The 15,351-nt window shown below is 72.1% G+C and carries 12 protein-coding genes; 9 read left to right on the top strand and 3 right to left on the bottom strand.

Translation table 11 applies throughout. From position 1 onward, the window contains the following. The first annotated feature begins 103 nt into the window (after positions 1 to 103). The 3 genes from ACZ3IG_RS19640 (at position 104) to ACZ3IG_RS19630 (ending at position 4,266) form a co-directional block, all read left to right on the top strand. Complete coding sequence (locus ACZ3IG_RS19640; protein ID WP_467433510.1) at positions 104 to 934, top strand: LLM class F420-dependent oxidoreductase; 831 nt, start codon at positions 104 to 106, stop codon at positions 932 to 934. Positions 935 to 964: 30 nt separating this feature from the next. Then, complete coding sequence (locus ACZ3IG_RS19635) at positions 965 to 3,523, top strand: bifunctional FO biosynthesis protein CofGH (RefSeq protein ID WP_467433509.1); 2,559 nt, start codon at positions 965 to 967, stop codon at positions 3,521 to 3,523. A 176-nt stretch (positions 3,524 to 3,699) separates the two neighbouring features. Beyond that, positions 3,700 to 4,266, top strand: coding sequence for a hypothetical protein (locus ACZ3IG_RS19630; protein WP_467433508.1), 567 nt, complete (start codon positions 3,700 to 3,702; stop codon positions 4,264 to 4,266). Here the strand turns inward: ACZ3IG_RS19630 and ACZ3IG_RS19625 are convergent. Beyond that, positions 4,250 to 4,753 carry a DUF2165 domain-containing protein gene (locus ACZ3IG_RS19625; protein ID WP_467433506.1) on the bottom strand — a complete coding sequence of 168 codons (504 nt, stop codon included), beginning with the start codon at positions 4,751 to 4,753 and terminating at the stop codon, positions 4,250 to 4,252. The two genes, ACZ3IG_RS19630 and ACZ3IG_RS19625, sit on opposite strands and share 17 nt — an antisense overlap. A 691-nt stretch (positions 4,754 to 5,444) precedes the next feature. Between ACZ3IG_RS19625 and ACZ3IG_RS19620 the strand changes: the two genes are divergently transcribed. The 4 genes from ACZ3IG_RS19620 to ACZ3IG_RS19605 all read left to right on the top strand — a co-directional run bounded on the left by ACZ3IG_RS19620 (position 5,445) and on the right by ACZ3IG_RS19605 (position 8,105). Beyond that, on the top strand, positions 5,445 to 6,560 hold the full coding sequence (locus ACZ3IG_RS19620) for an ADP-ribosylglycohydrolase family protein (RefSeq protein WP_467433709.1): 1,116 nt from the start codon (positions 5,445 to 5,447) through the stop codon (positions 6,558 to 6,560). 126 nt (positions 6,561 to 6,686) lie between these two features. Beyond that, positions 6,687 to 7,211, top strand: a complete 525-nt coding sequence (locus tag ACZ3IG_RS19615) for a TM2 domain-containing protein (protein WP_467433504.1) — start codon at positions 6,687 to 6,689, stop codon at positions 7,209 to 7,211. Then, positions 7,204 to 7,602: a DUF2752 domain-containing protein gene (locus tag ACZ3IG_RS19610; RefSeq protein WP_467433502.1), complete on the top strand. Its 399-nt coding sequence runs from the start codon at positions 7,204 to 7,206 to the stop codon at positions 7,600 to 7,602. Before ACZ3IG_RS19615 ends, ACZ3IG_RS19610 begins: the two co-directional genes overlap by 8 nt. A gap of 239 nt (positions 7,603 to 7,841) precedes the next feature. Continuing rightward, positions 7,842 to 8,105 carry a TM2 domain-containing protein gene (locus ACZ3IG_RS19605; RefSeq protein ID WP_215173649.1) on the top strand — a complete coding sequence of 88 codons (264 nt, stop codon included), beginning with the start codon at positions 7,842 to 7,844 and terminating at the stop codon, positions 8,103 to 8,105. A gap of 89 nt (positions 8,106 to 8,194) precedes the next feature. Here ACZ3IG_RS19605 and ACZ3IG_RS19600 read toward each other — a convergent pair whose 3' ends face one another. After that, entirely contained in the window at positions 8,195 to 9,778 is a 1,584-nt protein-coding gene (locus ACZ3IG_RS19600; protein WP_467433500.1) for a sodium:solute symporter family protein, read from the bottom strand. A gap of 296 nt (positions 9,779 to 10,074) precedes the next feature. On the opposite strand from ACZ3IG_RS19600, the gene ACZ3IG_RS19595 reads away from it, so the two are divergent. Next, positions 10,075 to 11,805, top strand: a complete 1,731-nt coding sequence (locus tag ACZ3IG_RS19595) for a hypothetical protein (protein WP_467433499.1) — start codon at positions 10,075 to 10,077, stop codon at positions 11,803 to 11,805. A gap of 63 nt (positions 11,806 to 11,868) precedes the next feature. On the opposite strand, the gene ACZ3IG_RS19590 is transcribed toward ACZ3IG_RS19595, so the two are convergent. After that, positions 11,869 to 14,289: a D-alanyl-D-alanine carboxypeptidase gene (locus ACZ3IG_RS19590; protein ID WP_467433497.1), complete on the bottom strand. Its 2,421-nt coding sequence runs from the start codon at positions 14,287 to 14,289 to the stop codon at positions 11,869 to 11,871. Positions 14,290 to 14,526: 237 nt separating this feature from the next. Between ACZ3IG_RS19590 and ACZ3IG_RS19585 the strand changes: the two genes are divergently transcribed. Further along, on the top strand, positions 14,527 to 15,282 hold the full coding sequence (locus ACZ3IG_RS19585) for a GOLPH3/VPS74 family protein (protein ID WP_467433496.1): 756 nt from the start codon (positions 14,527 to 14,529) through the stop codon (positions 15,280 to 15,282). Positions 15,283 to 15,351: the final 69 nt, after the last annotated feature.

Genomic DNA, 15,351 nt, shown 5'->3' with positions numbered 1-15,351 from the left:
CCATTAACTGCGGGACACGGGAAGGCGGTCGGCAGCTGAATCAACGGAACAGTGCCGACCGGTCGGTATGGACAGGTGGCCCGGCCCCCGGTACAGATGGTCCATGCGCATCGCCGTGACGATCTTCCTCACCGACGAGACCATCACCCCCGTCCGGCTCGCCCGGGAGCTGGAGCGGCGCGGGTTCGCCGGCCTCTACCTCCCCGAGCACACCCACATCCCCGTCGAACGCGCCACGCCCTACCCGGCCGGCGGCGACCTGCCCCGCGAGTACGGCCGTACCCTCGACCCCTTCGTCGCGCTCGGCCAGGCCGCCGCCGTCACCGACCGCCTCGGCCTGGGCACCGGCATCACCCTCGTCGCCCAGCACGACCCGATCGGCCTGGCCAAACAGGCCGCGACCCTCGACCACCTCTCCGGCGGCCGCCTCACCCTGGGCGTCGGCTTCGGCTGGAACGTGGAGGAGGCGGCGGACCACGGCGTGCGGTGGCCTGCCCGCCGGGCCCTGGTCCGGGACCGGATGGGGGTGATGCGGGCGCTGTGGTCCGCGGAACCCACGGCGTACGAGGGCGAGTTCGCGAGCGTGCGGGCCAGCCACGCCCACCCCAAGCCGGTTCAGCGTCCGGGCCCCCGGGTCCTCGTCGGCGGCGCGGCGGGCCCCCGCCTCTTCGCCGACATCTGCGCGTACGCCGACGGCTGGCTGCCGATCGGCGGGCGCGGCCTGACGGACTCCCTGCCGGCCCTGCGCGCCGAGTGGGCGAAGGCGGGCCGCGACCCCGAGGCCCTGACGGTCGTCCCGTACGCGGTCCGCCCGACCCCGGGCAAGCTGTCCCACTACGCGGACCTGGGCATCGAGGAGGTCGTCCTCCAGCTTCCGCCGGCGGGTGAGGCGGACGTACTGCGGACACTGGACGCGTACGCGGTGTACGTCTAGCCCCGTCGGGGGCGCACGTACCCTCGAAGGATGCCTACCGAGAACTCCCTGCGCCGAGCCCTCAAGCGCGCCCGGGACGGCGTCGCCCTGGACGTCTCCGAGGCCGCCGTCCTCCTCCAGGCCCGCGGCGAGCACCTCGCCGACCTCACCGCCTCCGCCGCCCGGGTCCGCGACGCGGGCCTGGCCGCGGCCGGACGCCCCGGCGTCATCACGTACTCGAAGAGCGTCTTCATCCCCCTCACCCGCCTGTGCCGGGACAAGTGCCACTACTGCACCTTCGTCACCGTCCCCGGCAAGCTCCGCCGCGACGGCCACGGCATGTTCATGTCCCCGGACGAGGTGCTGGACATCGCCCGCAAGGGCGCCGCCCTCGGCTGCAAGGAAGCCCTCATCACCCTCGGCGACAAGCCCGAGGACCGCTGGCCCGAGGCCCGCGAGTGGCTCGACGCGCACGGCTACGACGACACGATCGCCTACGTCCGCGCCATCTCGATCCGCGTCCTGGAGGAGACGGGCCTGCTCCCGCACCTCAACCCGGGCGTCATGACCTGGACCGACTTCCAGCGCCTCAAGCCCGTCGCCCCCTCCATGGGCATGATGCTGGAGACCACCGCGACCCGCCTCTGGTCGGAACCCGGCGGCCCCCACCACGGCTCCCCCGACAAGGAACCGGCCGTCCGGCTGCGCGTCCTGGAGGACGCCGGCCGCTCCTCCGTCCCCTTCACCTCCGGCCTGCTCATCGGCATCGGCGAGACCTACGAGGAGCGCGCCGAGTCCCTCTTCGCCCTCCGCAAGGTCGCGCGCGCCTACCACGGCATCCAGGAACTGATCATCCAGAACTTCCGCGCCAAGCCGGACACCGCGATGCGCGGCATGCCCGACGCGGAACTCGACGAACTGGTCGCCACGGTGGCCGTCGCCCGGCACATCATGGGCCCGAGCGCCTGCCTCCAGGCACCCCCCAACCTCGTCGACGCCGAGTACGAACGCCTCATCGGCGCCGGTATCGACGACTGGGGCGGCGTCTCGCCGCTCACCATCGACCACGTCAACCCCGAACGCCCCTGGCCGCGCATCGAGGAGTTGGCGGCCACGTCCCGCACCGCCGGTTTCGAACTGAGGGAACGTCTCTGCGTCTACCCGGAGTTCGTCCAGCGCGGCGAACCCTGGCTCGACCCGCGCCTGCTCCCGCACGTCCGCGCCCTGGCCGACCCGGAGACCGGACTCGCCCGCCCGGACGCCACGGTCGAGGGCCGCCCCTGGCAGGAACCGGACGAGGTCTTCCAGCCCTCCGGCCGCACCGACCTGCACCGCACCATCGACACCGAGGGCCGCACCGCCGACCGCCGCGACGACTTCGACGAGGTCTACGGCGACTGGTCCGCCCTGCGCGAGGCCGCCGCCCCCGGCATGGCCCCCGAACGCATCGACACCGACGTACGCGCCGCCCTCGCCACCGCCGCCGACGACCCCACCAAGCTCACCGACGACGAGGCCCTCGCCCTCCTCCACGCCGACGGGCCGGCCCTGGACGCCCTGGCCGGCATCGCGGACGACGTGCGCAGGTCGGCGGTCGGCGACGACGTGACGTACATCGTCACCCGCAACATCAACTTCACCAACGTCTGCTACACCGGCTGCCGTTTCTGCGCCTTCGCGCAGCGCCGCACCGACGCCGACGCCTACACCCTCTCCCTGGACCAGGTCGCCGACCGCGCCCAGCAGGCGTGGGAGGTCGGCGCGGTCGAGGTCTGCATGCAGGGCGGCATCCACCCCGACCTGCCCGGCACCGCGTACTTCGACATCGCGCGGGCGGTGAAGGAACGCGTCCCCGGCATGCACGTCCACGCCTTCTCCCCGATGGAGGTCGTCAACGGCGCCACCCGCACCGGCCTGTCCATCCGCGAATGGCTCACCGCGGCCAAGGAGGCCGGCCTGGACTCCATCCCCGGCACTGCCGCCGAGATCCTGGACGACGAGGTCCGCTGGATCCTCACCAAGGGCAAACTCCCCGCGGCCACCTGGATCGAGGTCATCGAAACCGCCCACGACCTGGGCATCCGCTCCTCCTCGACGATGATGTACGGCCATGTCGACCAGCCCCGCCACTGGCTCGGCCACCTGCGCACCCTGGCCGGCATCCAGCAGCGCACCGGCGGCTTCACGGAGTTCGTCACCCTCCCCTTCATCCACACCAACGCGCCCGTCTACCTGGCCGGCATCTCCCGCCCCGGCCCCTCCCTGCGGGACAACCGCGCGGTCACCGCGATGGCCCGCCTCCTCCTGCACCCGTGGGTGCCCAACATCCAGACCAGCTGGGTCAAACTGGGCACGGAGGGTGCGGCGGAGATGCTCCGCTCCGGCGCGAACGACCTGGGCGGCACCCTCATGGAGGAGACCATCTCCCGCATGGCGGGCTCCTCCTACGGCTCGTACAAGTCGGTGAAGGACCTGATCGCGGTCGCCGACGCGGCGGGCCGCCCGGCCAGGCCCCGCACCACGCTCTACGGCGAGGTACCGGAGGAACGGCGACGGGCGGCGTCGGCGTCGGACGGACACCTGCCGGAGCTGTTGCCGGTGCTGGACTGAGACCGGTGCTGGGGCTGGGGCCGGTGCTGGACTGAGGCCGGTACTGCGGCGCCGCTCGGACCGGGGCGGTGCCGCGCCCACCGTTCACTCGTTCACAGTACGATGATCCGACCCTGGTGTATCCCTGATGTAGGGGGATCCAGGACCTGATCCTGTAGCTGAGGAGATGCCTGCCCGTGCCTGCCCGACTGCCTTCGTGGGCGTGGGTCACCGGTCTGACCGCGGGCGCGGTCGTGGCGGTGGCCGCCCTGGCCGTACAGGCGGACAGCGGGCCGCACCCGACCGCCACCACGGCGGCCGCCCGGCCCACCGCCTCGGCCTCGGCGTCCGCCAAGCCCTCCCCCGAGGAGTCGGCGCCGCCCGCCGTGCCGGACGGCTCCGGCACCGGGCGGCGCATCGTCTACGCCCTCGGCGACAAGCGGGTCTGGCTGGTCGACGCCAGCGACGCCACCCGGCGCACCTTCACCGTCTGGCCCGGCACGGTCAGCCCCGACCCGGGCAGCTACACCATCGGCAGCCGGACCGAGGCGACGACCGGCTCCGACGGCGTCGAGGTCGAGAACATCGTCTACTTCGCCCTCGCGGACGGCATATCCGTCGGCTTCTCCAACGCCGTCGACGGCTCCTCGCCCCCGCCGGCCGCCTCCGGTGCCAAGACCGGAGGCGTACGGCTGCACAAGGCGGACGGCGACGCGCTGTGGAAGTTCGGCACGAAGGGGACGACGGTCACCGTGGTGAAGTGACCTCGTTCCCCGCGAAGTGGTCGACGAGCAGCACGAGTCCGCTGAGCAGGAAGACCCGGGTCGCCGCGTCCAGCCCGTTCCAGTCCCCGGACTGCCACATGGCGAACCACTCGCCGCCGATGCCGATGAACCCGGCCCCGAAGAGCAGCATCACCATCAGCAGCCCGTAGACGGAGAATCTCCGCGCCCGTACGTGATCCCGCCGTGCCCACAGCCAGGTCCCGTAGACCAGTACGAGGGCGGCGGCCGTCTCCCAGACGATGATCAGTACGTACGCGGTGTCCTGTATCCACCGCGTGGTGATCGCCCGCCACATCAGGTCCTCGTCCTTGAACGTGGTGTCCATCGCCAGCACATGACGGACGAACTGCTGATTGGTGCCGAAGTCGGTGATGTTGCCGAAGGCGACGAGTGCCATGTAGAGGGCGACGGTTCCGGTGAGGACGGTCGCGGCGAGCGGCAACGCGCGTGAAGTGGTGGTTGTCATGTCACCACCCTGCCCCACTCGCTCTTGCGGAAGCGCGCGGCGTGTCCGGTGGGCGTCGGGGCCACTCGCTTCTTGGTCAGTGTCGTGCTTCCGCGGGCCGCGTCAAGGGCGCTCCGCTGGCGCTGCGCGTCGCCTTCGGCGATGGGCCTGCGGCCCACCCTTGACCCGGCCCGCTCCAGCACGGGTGAGAAGCGAGCGAGCGGCCCGGGGAAAGCGGTCCCCCTCCCGGCAACGGGCCCAGCCGCTCCCTTGTCCCTCGCCCGGCGTGAGGGGAGCGCGGCAGCACCTCACATGCACGCCGGGCCGTCTCGGCGGCCACCGGCCCGTACGGGGTGTGCGGGGTGTGCGGGGTACCTCTCCTGAAAATGGATGACACTTCGGGCCGAAGTGTCATCCATTTTCAGCACCCCTACCCGGAGGACCGCCGCCACGCCCCCCAGCCCGCACCCCGTACGGAGGGATGGCCGCCGAAACGGCCCGGCGTGCCGGCGAGGCGCGAGCGGGCATCCGCCAGCCGGGTATCAGGTAACCGGTCGGGGGACTTGCGGGCGGCCCCCACGGCCACGAGTCAACGGCGCAACGCTCAGTCGCCCCTCGTGCACACCTCTACACGTTTCCCACCCTGCACCCCGTCTCTGTTCGATTACAGTGCTGGGCGTCGTAGGTACAGACGATGACCGGGGAGGCCTGGGTGGGCGCGACGACCGGTGCCGTCTGGGGGCGCGTCGAGCAGCAGGACTTCCGGAGCCGGGTGCGCGGCGCCCTGCTCGGGGCCGCCCTGGGGGACGCGCTGGGCGCACCCGTCGACGGCATGGGACTGGCGGAGATCCGGGAGACGTACGGGGCCGAGGGGCTCGGCGACCTCGCCGCCGCCTACGGCAGACGCGGTGCCGTCACGCACCTCACCCAGCTCACCCTGTTCTCCGTCGACGGGCTGATCCGGGCCCAGGTCCGCCGGGACACCGGCGCCTGGCACCCGCCGACCGACCTGCACCGCGCGTACCGCCGCTGGCTCGCCACCCAGCGCGACTGGGGACCGGACGAGCGCCGCAAGGAGGACGGCTGGCTGGCGCGCGAGGAGTGGCTGTACGCCCGGCGGGACCCGCCCCGGTCGCTGCTGCTCGGGTTCGGAGACACGACGATGGGGACGCCGGACGCGCCGAAGAACCCCGCTGAGCGCGGCGCCGAGGCCGCCGCCCGCTCCGCGCCGTTCGGGCTGCTGGTCGGCTGGGAGCCGCAACTCGTCGTCCAGCTGGCCGTGGAGTGCGCCGCGCAGACCCACGGTCACCCCACGGGCTGCCTGGCGGCGGGCGCGTACGCCGTGGTCGTGCACGGGGTGACCCGGGGCGACAGCCTGGACGGCGCCGTACAGCGCGCGCTGGCGCTGCTCGCCGCCCGGCCCGGCCACCAGCCCGTGTCGGACGCGTTGCAGCACGCGCTCGGCGCGGTGCGCCAGGGACTGCCGACCCCCGCGCGGGTGACCGAACTGAGCGGTGCGGGAACGGCGGAGGGGGTGGTGGCCGCCGCCGTGTACTGCGCCCTGGTGGGCGAGGACGTCCGGCACGGGCTGCGGCTCGCCGTCAACCACGGTGGTTCGTCGGCGGCCACGGGCGCCCTCGCCGGTGGCCTGCTGGGCGCGCTGCACGGCGAGACGGCGCTCCCGCCGGCCTGGCTGGCCGAACTGGAGGGACGCCCCACGATCCTGGAACTGGCCGACGACTTCGCCATGGAGATGACCCAGGGACCGGCCCTGCACGGCCCGGCGGGCTCCGCCCCGGGCTGGCTGGCCCGTTACCCGAGGGCCTGACCGGTCCCGCCCGGGTTTCCTGTGGGCGGTTCACTCCTGCAAGATGACTGCGGTCATCGCATTGATCGCATCGTCGTACGCACGATGCCCACCACACTCACGGATCGCCCGGGGGAGAGCACCACCATGTCCGAACAGCCCCAGCAGCCGCCCCAGCCGCAACAGCCTCCCCAGCCGCCGCAACAGCAGCCCGGCTACGGGTACCCGGGGCCCGGCGCGTACCCGGGTGATCCGCAGACGGGACCGCAGGGCGCTCCGCAGGGCGGCCCCTACCAGGGCTACCAGCAGCAGGCCGGCTACGCCCAGCAGGGCTACCCGCAGGGCGGCTACCCGCCCCCGCCGGGCGGCGGTTACCCGGGTTACCCCGGCTACCCCGGTCAGCCCGGTTACACCGGCGACCCCCACGCCCCGTACGGGTACGACCGGTTCGGCCGCCCCTACTCCGACAAGTCGAAGATCATCGCCGGTGTGCTCCAGCTCATGCTCGGCACCCTCGGCGTCGGCCGCTTCTACATCGGCCACGTCGGCCTGGGCCTCGCCCAGCTCTTCACCTGCGGCGGCCTCGGCATCTGGGCGCTGATCGACGGCATCATCATGCTGACCGGCGACAACACCACCGACTCCAACGGCCGGGTCCTGCGCGGTGGCTGACCTGGTGCGCCGTAACCCGGCCCTCGCCCCCCTCGCCGTCCTGGCGGCGGGGGCGGCCGGTGCCGCGTACCTCTACACCACCAACCCGCACGAGCCGGGCCACCTCCTGCCGCAGTGCCCGTTCCGCCTCGTCACCGGCTGGCTCTGCCCCGCCTGCGGCGGCACCCGCATGGTGTACGACCTGATGCACGGCCACTTCGCGGCGGCCTGGGCGGACAACCGGCTTCTGCTGCTCGCCTCGCCCTTCGCCCTGGCGTTGCTGGGCCGTTGGGCCTGGGAGGGGCTGCGCGGACGGCACTGGCAGCCACGGGCCGGCCGGCTGACCCAGGCGCTGATCCTGACGGTCGCCGTCGCCTGGACGGTCGTACGCAACGTCGTCCAGCCCGGGTAGGCGTCGGCGCCGGTATTGGTCACAGAACCAAAACGATAGTCCTACCCCACTCCCGCCGACCTCATGCGTCTCCTTATGCTCACGGCTCACAGGGGGGACGGCCGGTGCGGCGGCAACGCGTGCACGGGCGTGATCGAACACGGCTGAGGATGCGGCGACTGGCTCGCGTACCGGCGTGCCTCCTGCGCGCCGGAACGCCCCGTTCCGGTGTCTCGTGGAAACCCCAGGAGCAGTAACTCATGACCGTCCCCACCCCCGAGGCTCCCTACGGCGTCGACCCCAAGGGGCGCCCGTACTCGGACAAGTCCAAGATCGTGGCGGGCCTCCTCCAGATCTTCCTCGGCGGCCTCGGTATCGGCCGCTTCTACGTCGGCTCCGTCGGCGTCGGCGTGGCCCAGCTGCTCACCTGTGGTGGCCTCGGCATCTGGGCGCTGATCGACGGAATCCTCTTCCTGACGAGCAGCGACCGCACCGACAAGCAGGGCCGCGTGCTGCGCGGCTGAGCACGGCGGCATCGTCAGGGCGAGGGCCCCGCTTCCGACACGGAAACGGGGCCCTCGCCCTGTGCGGGCCGGTCTCTCACGGGACCTGGTCAGTCCTTGACGCGCGGCCGGGGCCCGAGGGCGCCGTCCACCCCGCCCGCCGGGGCCGGCACGGCCGCCGCCGCTCCGGCGGACCCGTCCCCGTCGGTGTTCACGGTCTCGATGATGGCGAGCCGTTCCGGGGTGTCCTCCGGCTTGAGGAAGCCGATCAGGACGTACAGCACCAGGGAGACGGCCAGCGGGATGGACACCTGGTACTGGAGCGGTACGCCGCCCTCCACGTTCCAGTTGATCGGGTAGTTGACCAGCCAGAACGCCAGCAGTCCCAGCCCCCAGCTGGTGAGTGCCGCCGTCGGGCCCGAGCGGCGGAAGGGCCGCAGCAGACCGAGCATCATCGGGATGGCGATCGGGCCCATGAGCCCGGCCACCCACTTGATCACGACGGTGATGATGTCCTTGAGGGTGGGGGAGTTGACCTGGGTGGCCACCGCCATGGACAGGGCGAGGAAGACGACGGTCGTCACCCGGGCGGCCAGCAGCCCGGACCGCTGGTTCCATCCCCGCGCCCGGGCCGACAGCACCGGCGCCACGTCCCGGGTGAAGACGGCGGCGATGGCGTTGGCGTCCGAGGAGCACATGGCCATGGTGTGCGAGAAGAAGCCGACGATGACCAGGCCGAGCAGACCGTGCGGGAGGAGCTGTTCGGTCATCAGGGCGTAGGAGTCGGAGCCGTCCGGTTTCTGTGACTCGACCAGCAGCGGTGACATCCACATCGGGAAGAAGAGCACCAGCGGCCACACCAGCCACAGCACCGCCGACAGCCGCGCCGACCGCTCCGCCTCGTGGGCGTCGCGGGTCGCCATGTAGCGCTGCGCCTGGTTGAGCATGCCGCCGTTGTACTCGAAGAGCTTGATGAAGAGGAAGGCGAGGAGGAACACCGTCCCGTACGGGCCGACCAGCGGTTTCTCATGGCCCTGGAGGGCGGGTTCGTCCCAGACGCCGAAGAAGCCGCCGTGGTCGCCGAGTTCCATGACGACCGCCACGAACATCGCGACGCCGGCCAGCAGCTGGATGATGAACTGGCCCAGTTCGGTCAGCGCGTCGGCCCACAGGCCGCCGATCGTGCAGTAGATGCCGGTGATCACACCCGTGATCAGGATGCCCTGGTTGAGGGAGATGCCGGTGAAGACCGAGAGCAGCGTGGCGATGGCCGCCCACTTCGCGCCGACGTCCACGATCTTGAGCAGCATGCCGGACCAGGCCAGGGCCTGCTGGGTCGGCAGGTTGTACCGGTTCTTCAGGTACTCCAGCGGGGAGGCCACATGGAGCCGGGAACGGAGCCGGTTGATCCGGGGCGCGAACAGCTTCGACCCGATGGCGATGCCGAGCGCGATGGGGAAGGACCAGGTCACGAAGGACGTGACCCCGTAGGTGTAGGCGATGCCCGCGTAGCCGGTGAACATCACCGCGCTGTAGCCCGACATGTGGTGGGAGATGCCGGAGAGCCACCAGGGCATCTTGCCGCCCGCCGTGAAGAAGTCGCTGACGCTGTCCACGCGCTTGTGCGACCAGACGCCGATGGCGACCATCACGGCGAAGTAGCCGATGAGCACGGCCCAGTCGAGACCGTTCATGTCCCCCCTTCCAGGGTTGTTCCGCATGGTGAACGGCCCGCTCATCGTGAGTGCGGTGCGGTGGGCATGACAAGGAAGCGAAGAGTCAAGAGGAAGCAAAGAAGTTCGGCTTGGTGACCCGCGTTCATTGATGTGAACGGCGGGTCGGGTCACGGGCGGGGCCCCGTCGCGGGAGTGCGGACGGCGGGCCGCAACGGCGGGCCCGGAGGCCCCTGCGGCCAACCGAGTGATGGTCGATTAGCGTCTACGGGAAAGCGAGACGTCCCGTACGAATCACACACGAATGGATTGCCGCAGTGGCTTTCGCCGAGCTGAGCCCGCACCGCCCCGTGCTGCGCGACAAGTCCACGCAGGATCCCCCGACCTGGTACGAGCGCAACCGCGTCCCCCTCATCGTTCTGGCGTGCTCCCTGCCGCTGTACGGCGTGTGGGGAGCGGTGTTCGCGACCGGCGGCGGCGACCTGGCGGCGCAGGTCGCGTGGGCCGAGTTCGCGAGGATGTACCCGGGCTACGCCTACAACCTGTTCTGGTACGGCGGACTGCACACCGCGAACTACAGCCTCATATCGCCGTACCTGATGGCCGCCCTCGGCGTGGTGCCCGTCACCCTGCTGTCGGGACTCGCGGCGTCGTGGTGCGCCGGTGCGCTGGTCCAGCGCACGGGGGTGCGCAAGCCGCTGTGGCCCGCGCTGGCGGTGATGTTCTCGCTGTGGTGCCAGGTGGTGTCCGGACGCTCCACCTTCATGCTCGGCACCGCCTTCGCCATGGGCGCCGTGCTCGCCGTGGTCAGCGGGCGCGGCGGCCGGTACCTCACGGCGGCGGCGCTGGCCACGACGCTGGCCACGATGGGCAGCCCGGTCGCCGGACTGTTCCTCGTCGTCGTGGGAGCCGCCTTCCTGCTGACGCGCGAGTGGGGCCGTGCCCTCGCCCTCCTCCTGCCGCCGGTCGCCGTGGTCGCCACGACCACGCTGCTCTTCCCGTTCGAGGGCGAGCAGCCCATGGCGCTCGGGCGCGTCTGGCCGCCCGTCCTGCTGTGCGCGGTGGTCGTCCTGGCGGCCCCGAGCGCCTGGCGGCTGCTGCGGTACGGCGCCGCCGTCTACGCCCTCGGGGTGGTGCTCTGCTACCTGATCGCCTCGCCGATCGGCACGAACGTCGAGCGGCTCACGGAACTGGCGGCGCCCGCCGCCCTGCTCGCCATCGTGATGCACCGGTGGGACGGCGCGGCGGACGGGGACGGCACGCCGTCCGCCCTGCGCTCGCTGGTCCGGCTCACGCCCCGGTGGCGCAGAGTGGGCTGCGCGGTGGCCCTCGGCCTGTCCCTGGTCTGGCTGTCCGGCAAGACGACCGCCGACATAGTCACCAACACCAAGGTGCCCGAGTGGGCCGTCAAGACCGACGGTGTCGTCAACGAACTCGAACGCCTCGACGCCTGGCGGACGAGGGTCGAGGTGGTACCGGCCCGCGACCACCGCGAGGCCGCCATCCTCGCGCCGTACGTCAACATGGCCCGCGGCTGGAACCGCCAGGCCGACGTGGAACGCGGCCGCCTCTTCTACGAGGGACACGGCGGGACGGAGGTGCCCGAGGGCACCTTCACCTCCCGGGCCTACCGCGCCTGGCTCTCCGAGTGGGCCGTCGGCTTCGTCGTCCTCGTCAACGGCGAGCCGGACGGCCCCGCGGAGCTGGAGCACGCGCTGGTGAGCCGCGAACCGGACTACCTGGACCTCGTGTGGCAGGACGCCAACTGGAAGATCTACCGGGTGAAGGACGCCACCCCGCTCGTCGACGCGCCCGCCTCGGTGGTGAGTTCCGACGGCGCCAACCTCGTCGTCCACATGCCGCGACCCGGCACGGTCACCGTCCGCGTCGCCCACTCCCCCTGGCTGTGGGCGGACAACGGCTGCCTGACCGCCGAGGGGGAGTTCACCCGGCTGACCGTCCGGGAGGCCGGTGACGTACGGATCAGCTCCCTGTACGGCGGACCGTCCCGCGAGAAGCCGCTGGAGTGCGAGGAGACGGAACGCTGACGAGCGCCCTGTTCCGGTCGGGGGACCGGAACAGGGCGCTCGTAGTGGGGGAGGGGGAACGAGTCAGGAGACGCGCGTCAGCCTGTTCGCGAAGGCGGGCTCCAGGAGGTCTTCCCCGAGGGCGACCGGCACCTTGACGGTGCTGCTCTTGCCGTCGCCCACGGTGAGCGTGCCCACCTCGGTGCCGGCCTTGGCCGTATGCGGCACCGAACCGTCGCTCGGCTCGTCCAGCTCCAGCTTCACGGTCAGCCCCGACCAGCCGACGGCGGAGACGTCCTTGGTGGCGACCACCGGGGTGGTACCGCCCAGACCGTCGTCGACCTGCCCGACGACAGCGCCCTTCTTCACTATGGTCTTCGCGGTGAGCGCGTCCTGCCCCGCCTCGATCAGCCCCCGCACGACGGCGGTGACCTCGTCGATGTTGGCGGTGCCGTTCTGCCCGAACTGACCGAGGGCCGCGCCGATGATCGTCTGGGTCTTGCCGTCGACCGTCTTCTCCGCGGCGAAGAGGATGTTGCCGCCCGCCGCGGTGGTGGTGCCGGTCTTGATGCCGATGGCCACGGTCGGGACGAGCCCGAAGAAGTTGTTCTGCTGGTCGCCGTTGAGGTCGACGTAGCTGGGCTGCCGGGAGATCTCCTTGAAGACCGGGTCCTCCATCGCGGCGCGGCCCAGCTTCACCAGGTCCTCGGCGGTGGAGACGGTCGTCTTGTCCAGGCCGCTGGGGTCGGTGTACGTGGTGTTCTTCATCCCCAGCTCCTTGGCGGTCTTGTTCATCTTCGCGACGAACTCGTCCTCGGAGCTGCTGCCGGTGTCCCAGCGGGCCAGCAGCTTGGCGATGTTGTTGGCGGACGGCAGCATGACCGCCTGCAGCGCCTCGTACTCGGTGATCTTCTGGCCCTCGGTGACCTTCACCACCGACTCGCTCTCGGCCTTGCCGGTCTCGTAGTGCTTCTGCGCGGCCGCGTCGACCGGGATCTCCGGGCCCTTCTCGCCCGTCTTCAGCGGGTGGTCGCGCAGGATCAGGTAGACGGTCATGACCTTGGCGATGCTGGCGATCGGGACCGGCTTCTGGTCGCCGGACGTGCCGAAGCTGCCGATGCCGTTGACGTCCATGGCCGCCTGTCCCTGGGTGGGCCAGGGCATGGAGGGCTCGTCGCCCCCGAAGGCGACGGTCTCCTGCGCGGTCAGCTGGAGGGTGGGGGTGGGCAGCGGGCGCACGGCCTGTACGACCGCGAACACGATCACCAGCAGCAGGACCAGCGGCGTCCAGATCTTGACCCGCCGCCAGGCCGTGCGCAGCGGCGTCTCCGGCGGCGGCGGGGTGTTGGTCAGCTCCGCCAGCAGGTCCAGCGGCGGCTTCGGCGGCAGCGGCTGCTGACGGGTGCGCTCGAAGCCCTCGGCGGCGGGGGCGGGGGTGGGGGCGGGAGTGGGAGTGGGGGCCGGAGTCTCCGGGGTGGCCTGCGGGCCTGCCTGCGACGGCTTGCGGACCGCCGGGTCGTCCAGCGGCTTGAGCGCGACGAACTTGCTGGTCCGCTCGGCGGGGGACTCGCCCTTGTCCGGGCTCTCCGCCGCGGTTTCCTTGGCCTCCTGGGTCTCCTTGGCCGCCTTCGGGGCGCCGCCCAGCTTCAGCATGGTGGTGGGCTGGTCGACGGGGGGCGCGGCGGGGCGGGGGGCCTTGAAGACGGCGGTGGGCTGGTCGGGGGACTCGGCCTCGCCGTCGGCGTTTGCATCTGCGTCGGGGCCACGGTCGTCGGCGTCGGCGTCTGCGTCCGCCGCGCTGCCGCCACGGGCGTCGGCGTCGGTGGCCTCGTCGGTGGCCTCGTCGGTGGCCTCGTCGGCGGCCTCGTCGGACCGGGCGCCGTCGGTGTCGCCCGTCTCCTCGGCGGAGCCGACCGCGTCGAGGCCCTTCTCACGGCCCTGTGCGCCCTCGGACGCGCCGGAGCCCGCCCCGGGGCGGTCGTCGGCGTCCTCGGGCGCCCTGAGGGCCTCCTGGGCGTCTTCCTCGCCCTCCTGGGCACCCTTCCCGCCGTCGGCCGTGCTCCCGGCGTCCGCGTCCCCGGGGGCCGCCGGCCGTACCCAGGAGGCCACCGCGTTCGGCAGCCGCCCGTCACCGTCCGCGGCTTCCGAGGCGCCCTCGGCCTCCGAGCCGGCGACCGCGCCCACCTCCGGGTCGGTCCCGGTGCCGGTGCCCGAGCCGGTCTCCGCGTCCGCATCCGCGTCCGTGCCCGAGCCGGTCTCCGCGTCCGCGTCCGTGCCCGAGTCCGTGTCCGCCTCGGCCTCCCTGGCCGACCGCACCCGCGTCGCCGTATCGACGCCACCGCCCGCCGCGGCGCTCCGCGTCTCCGGTTCCCGCGTCACCGCCAGCCGCGGATCACGCGCCTCGTCGGCCTCCGTCCGGGCCTCGGGAACCGGACCCACGCTCCCCGACGTCTGTTCTGCCGACGACTCGCGCTGCTTCGACCTGTCGGGGGACTCGCCCGCCACCGATGCCTCCTCCATGCGCCGCACGCCCCGCGTGCGCGTACCGAACCGTGAACCGCCGCCCGGGACCCCGCCCTCAGGCGCTGTCCGAACCATGTACCAGTGTCCTGTGTACGGGCTTGACCGAAGCGGTAGACGAGAACGACATACCTGCCGGTTCCCTTACGAAGCGGTCACGCACCCTCGACAGACCAATGTGAGAGGGGTCACCCTGTCTGTCATCCACGCGGGGAGGCATGGATGGGCAGGAGCCGCAGAACACTTCCGGAGGAGCTTCTGCTGCTGGCATTGGACCCGGCCACGGGTACCACTGCGCAGCCGCAGTCGCTCGACCTCGGTCTGGCCGGAGCGCAGCTCGTCGAGCTGGCGCTGGCCGGACGGATAGCCCCAGACGGGGATCGTATCGCCGTGGTGGCACCACGGCCGACTGGAGATCCGACCTTGGACTGCGCGTTGGAGCTGCTGCGAAGGCGCGGCGCTCCGGTACGGGCCGTCCACTGGATCGGCGGGCCCCGGCTGGGGCTCCGCCAGACGTACCTTTCGCATCTGGAGCGGTGCGGCATGGTGCATGCCGTGGCGGGTCAGATGTGCGGGGTGCTGCCGACGACGCGCTACCAGGCGACGGACACGGCGATCAGCCGGGAGATCAGGGCCCGGCTGGACTCCGCGATCCGCACCGGCGTACCGCCGGACCCGCGGACCGCGGCGCTCGCCGCGCTGGCGCACGCGGTCGGGCTCGGCAAGCACCTCTATCCCGGGAACGAGGGGCGGTCCTCCCGCTCCCGCCTCCGGGATCTGATCCGGCACGACCCGATGGGCGGCCTCGTGGCACACGCCGTGATGGACGTCCAGAACGGCGTCGCGGCCCAGCCGCGCCGCAGCCCGGCCCCGGCCGGCCGCCAGGCCGCCCCCGGAGCCAGGCCCGTACCGGAGCCGGCCCGTGGCGTTCCGGCGCAACCGCGCCGCGGCTCCATGGCGCGCGCCGCGGCCCACTGAGCCGGGCACCACCGCACGACAGCACCACCCGCACGACAGCACCACCCGAACGACAGCACCACCCGCACG

The sequence above is a fragment of the Streptomyces sp. NPDC016677 genome, from assembly GCF_055562815.1.
This window is presented reverse-complemented; position numbering and strand designations above follow the sequence as displayed.

What these genes read in the sequence shown, in the direction of transcription:
- ACZ3IG_RS19625 (WP_467433506.1), bottom strand. Translation starts at nt 4,753, where the DNA reads ATGACAACCACCACTTCACGCGCGTTGCCGCTCGCCGCGACCGTCCTC.
- ACZ3IG_RS19640 (WP_467433510.1), top strand. Translation starts at nt 104, where the DNA reads ATGCGCATCGCCGTGACGATCTTCCTCACCGACGAGACCATCACCCCC.
- ACZ3IG_RS19615 (WP_467433504.1), top strand. Translation starts at nt 6,687, where the DNA reads ATGTCCGAACAGCCCCAGCAGCCGCCCCAGCCGCAACAGCCTCCCCAG.
- ACZ3IG_RS19600 (WP_467433500.1), bottom strand. Translation starts at nt 9,778, where the DNA reads ATGAACGGTCTCGACTGGGCCGTGCTCATCGGCTACTTCGCCGTGATG.
- ACZ3IG_RS19635 (WP_467433509.1), top strand. Translation starts at nt 965, where the DNA reads ATGCCTACCGAGAACTCCCTGCGCCGAGCCCTCAAGCGCGCCCGGGAC.
- ACZ3IG_RS19585 (WP_467433496.1), top strand. Translation starts at nt 14,527, where the DNA reads ATGGGCAGGAGCCGCAGAACACTTCCGGAGGAGCTTCTGCTGCTGGCA.
- ACZ3IG_RS19605 (WP_215173649.1), top strand. Translation starts at nt 7,842, where the DNA reads ATGACCGTCCCCACCCCCGAGGCTCCCTACGGCGTCGACCCCAAGGGG.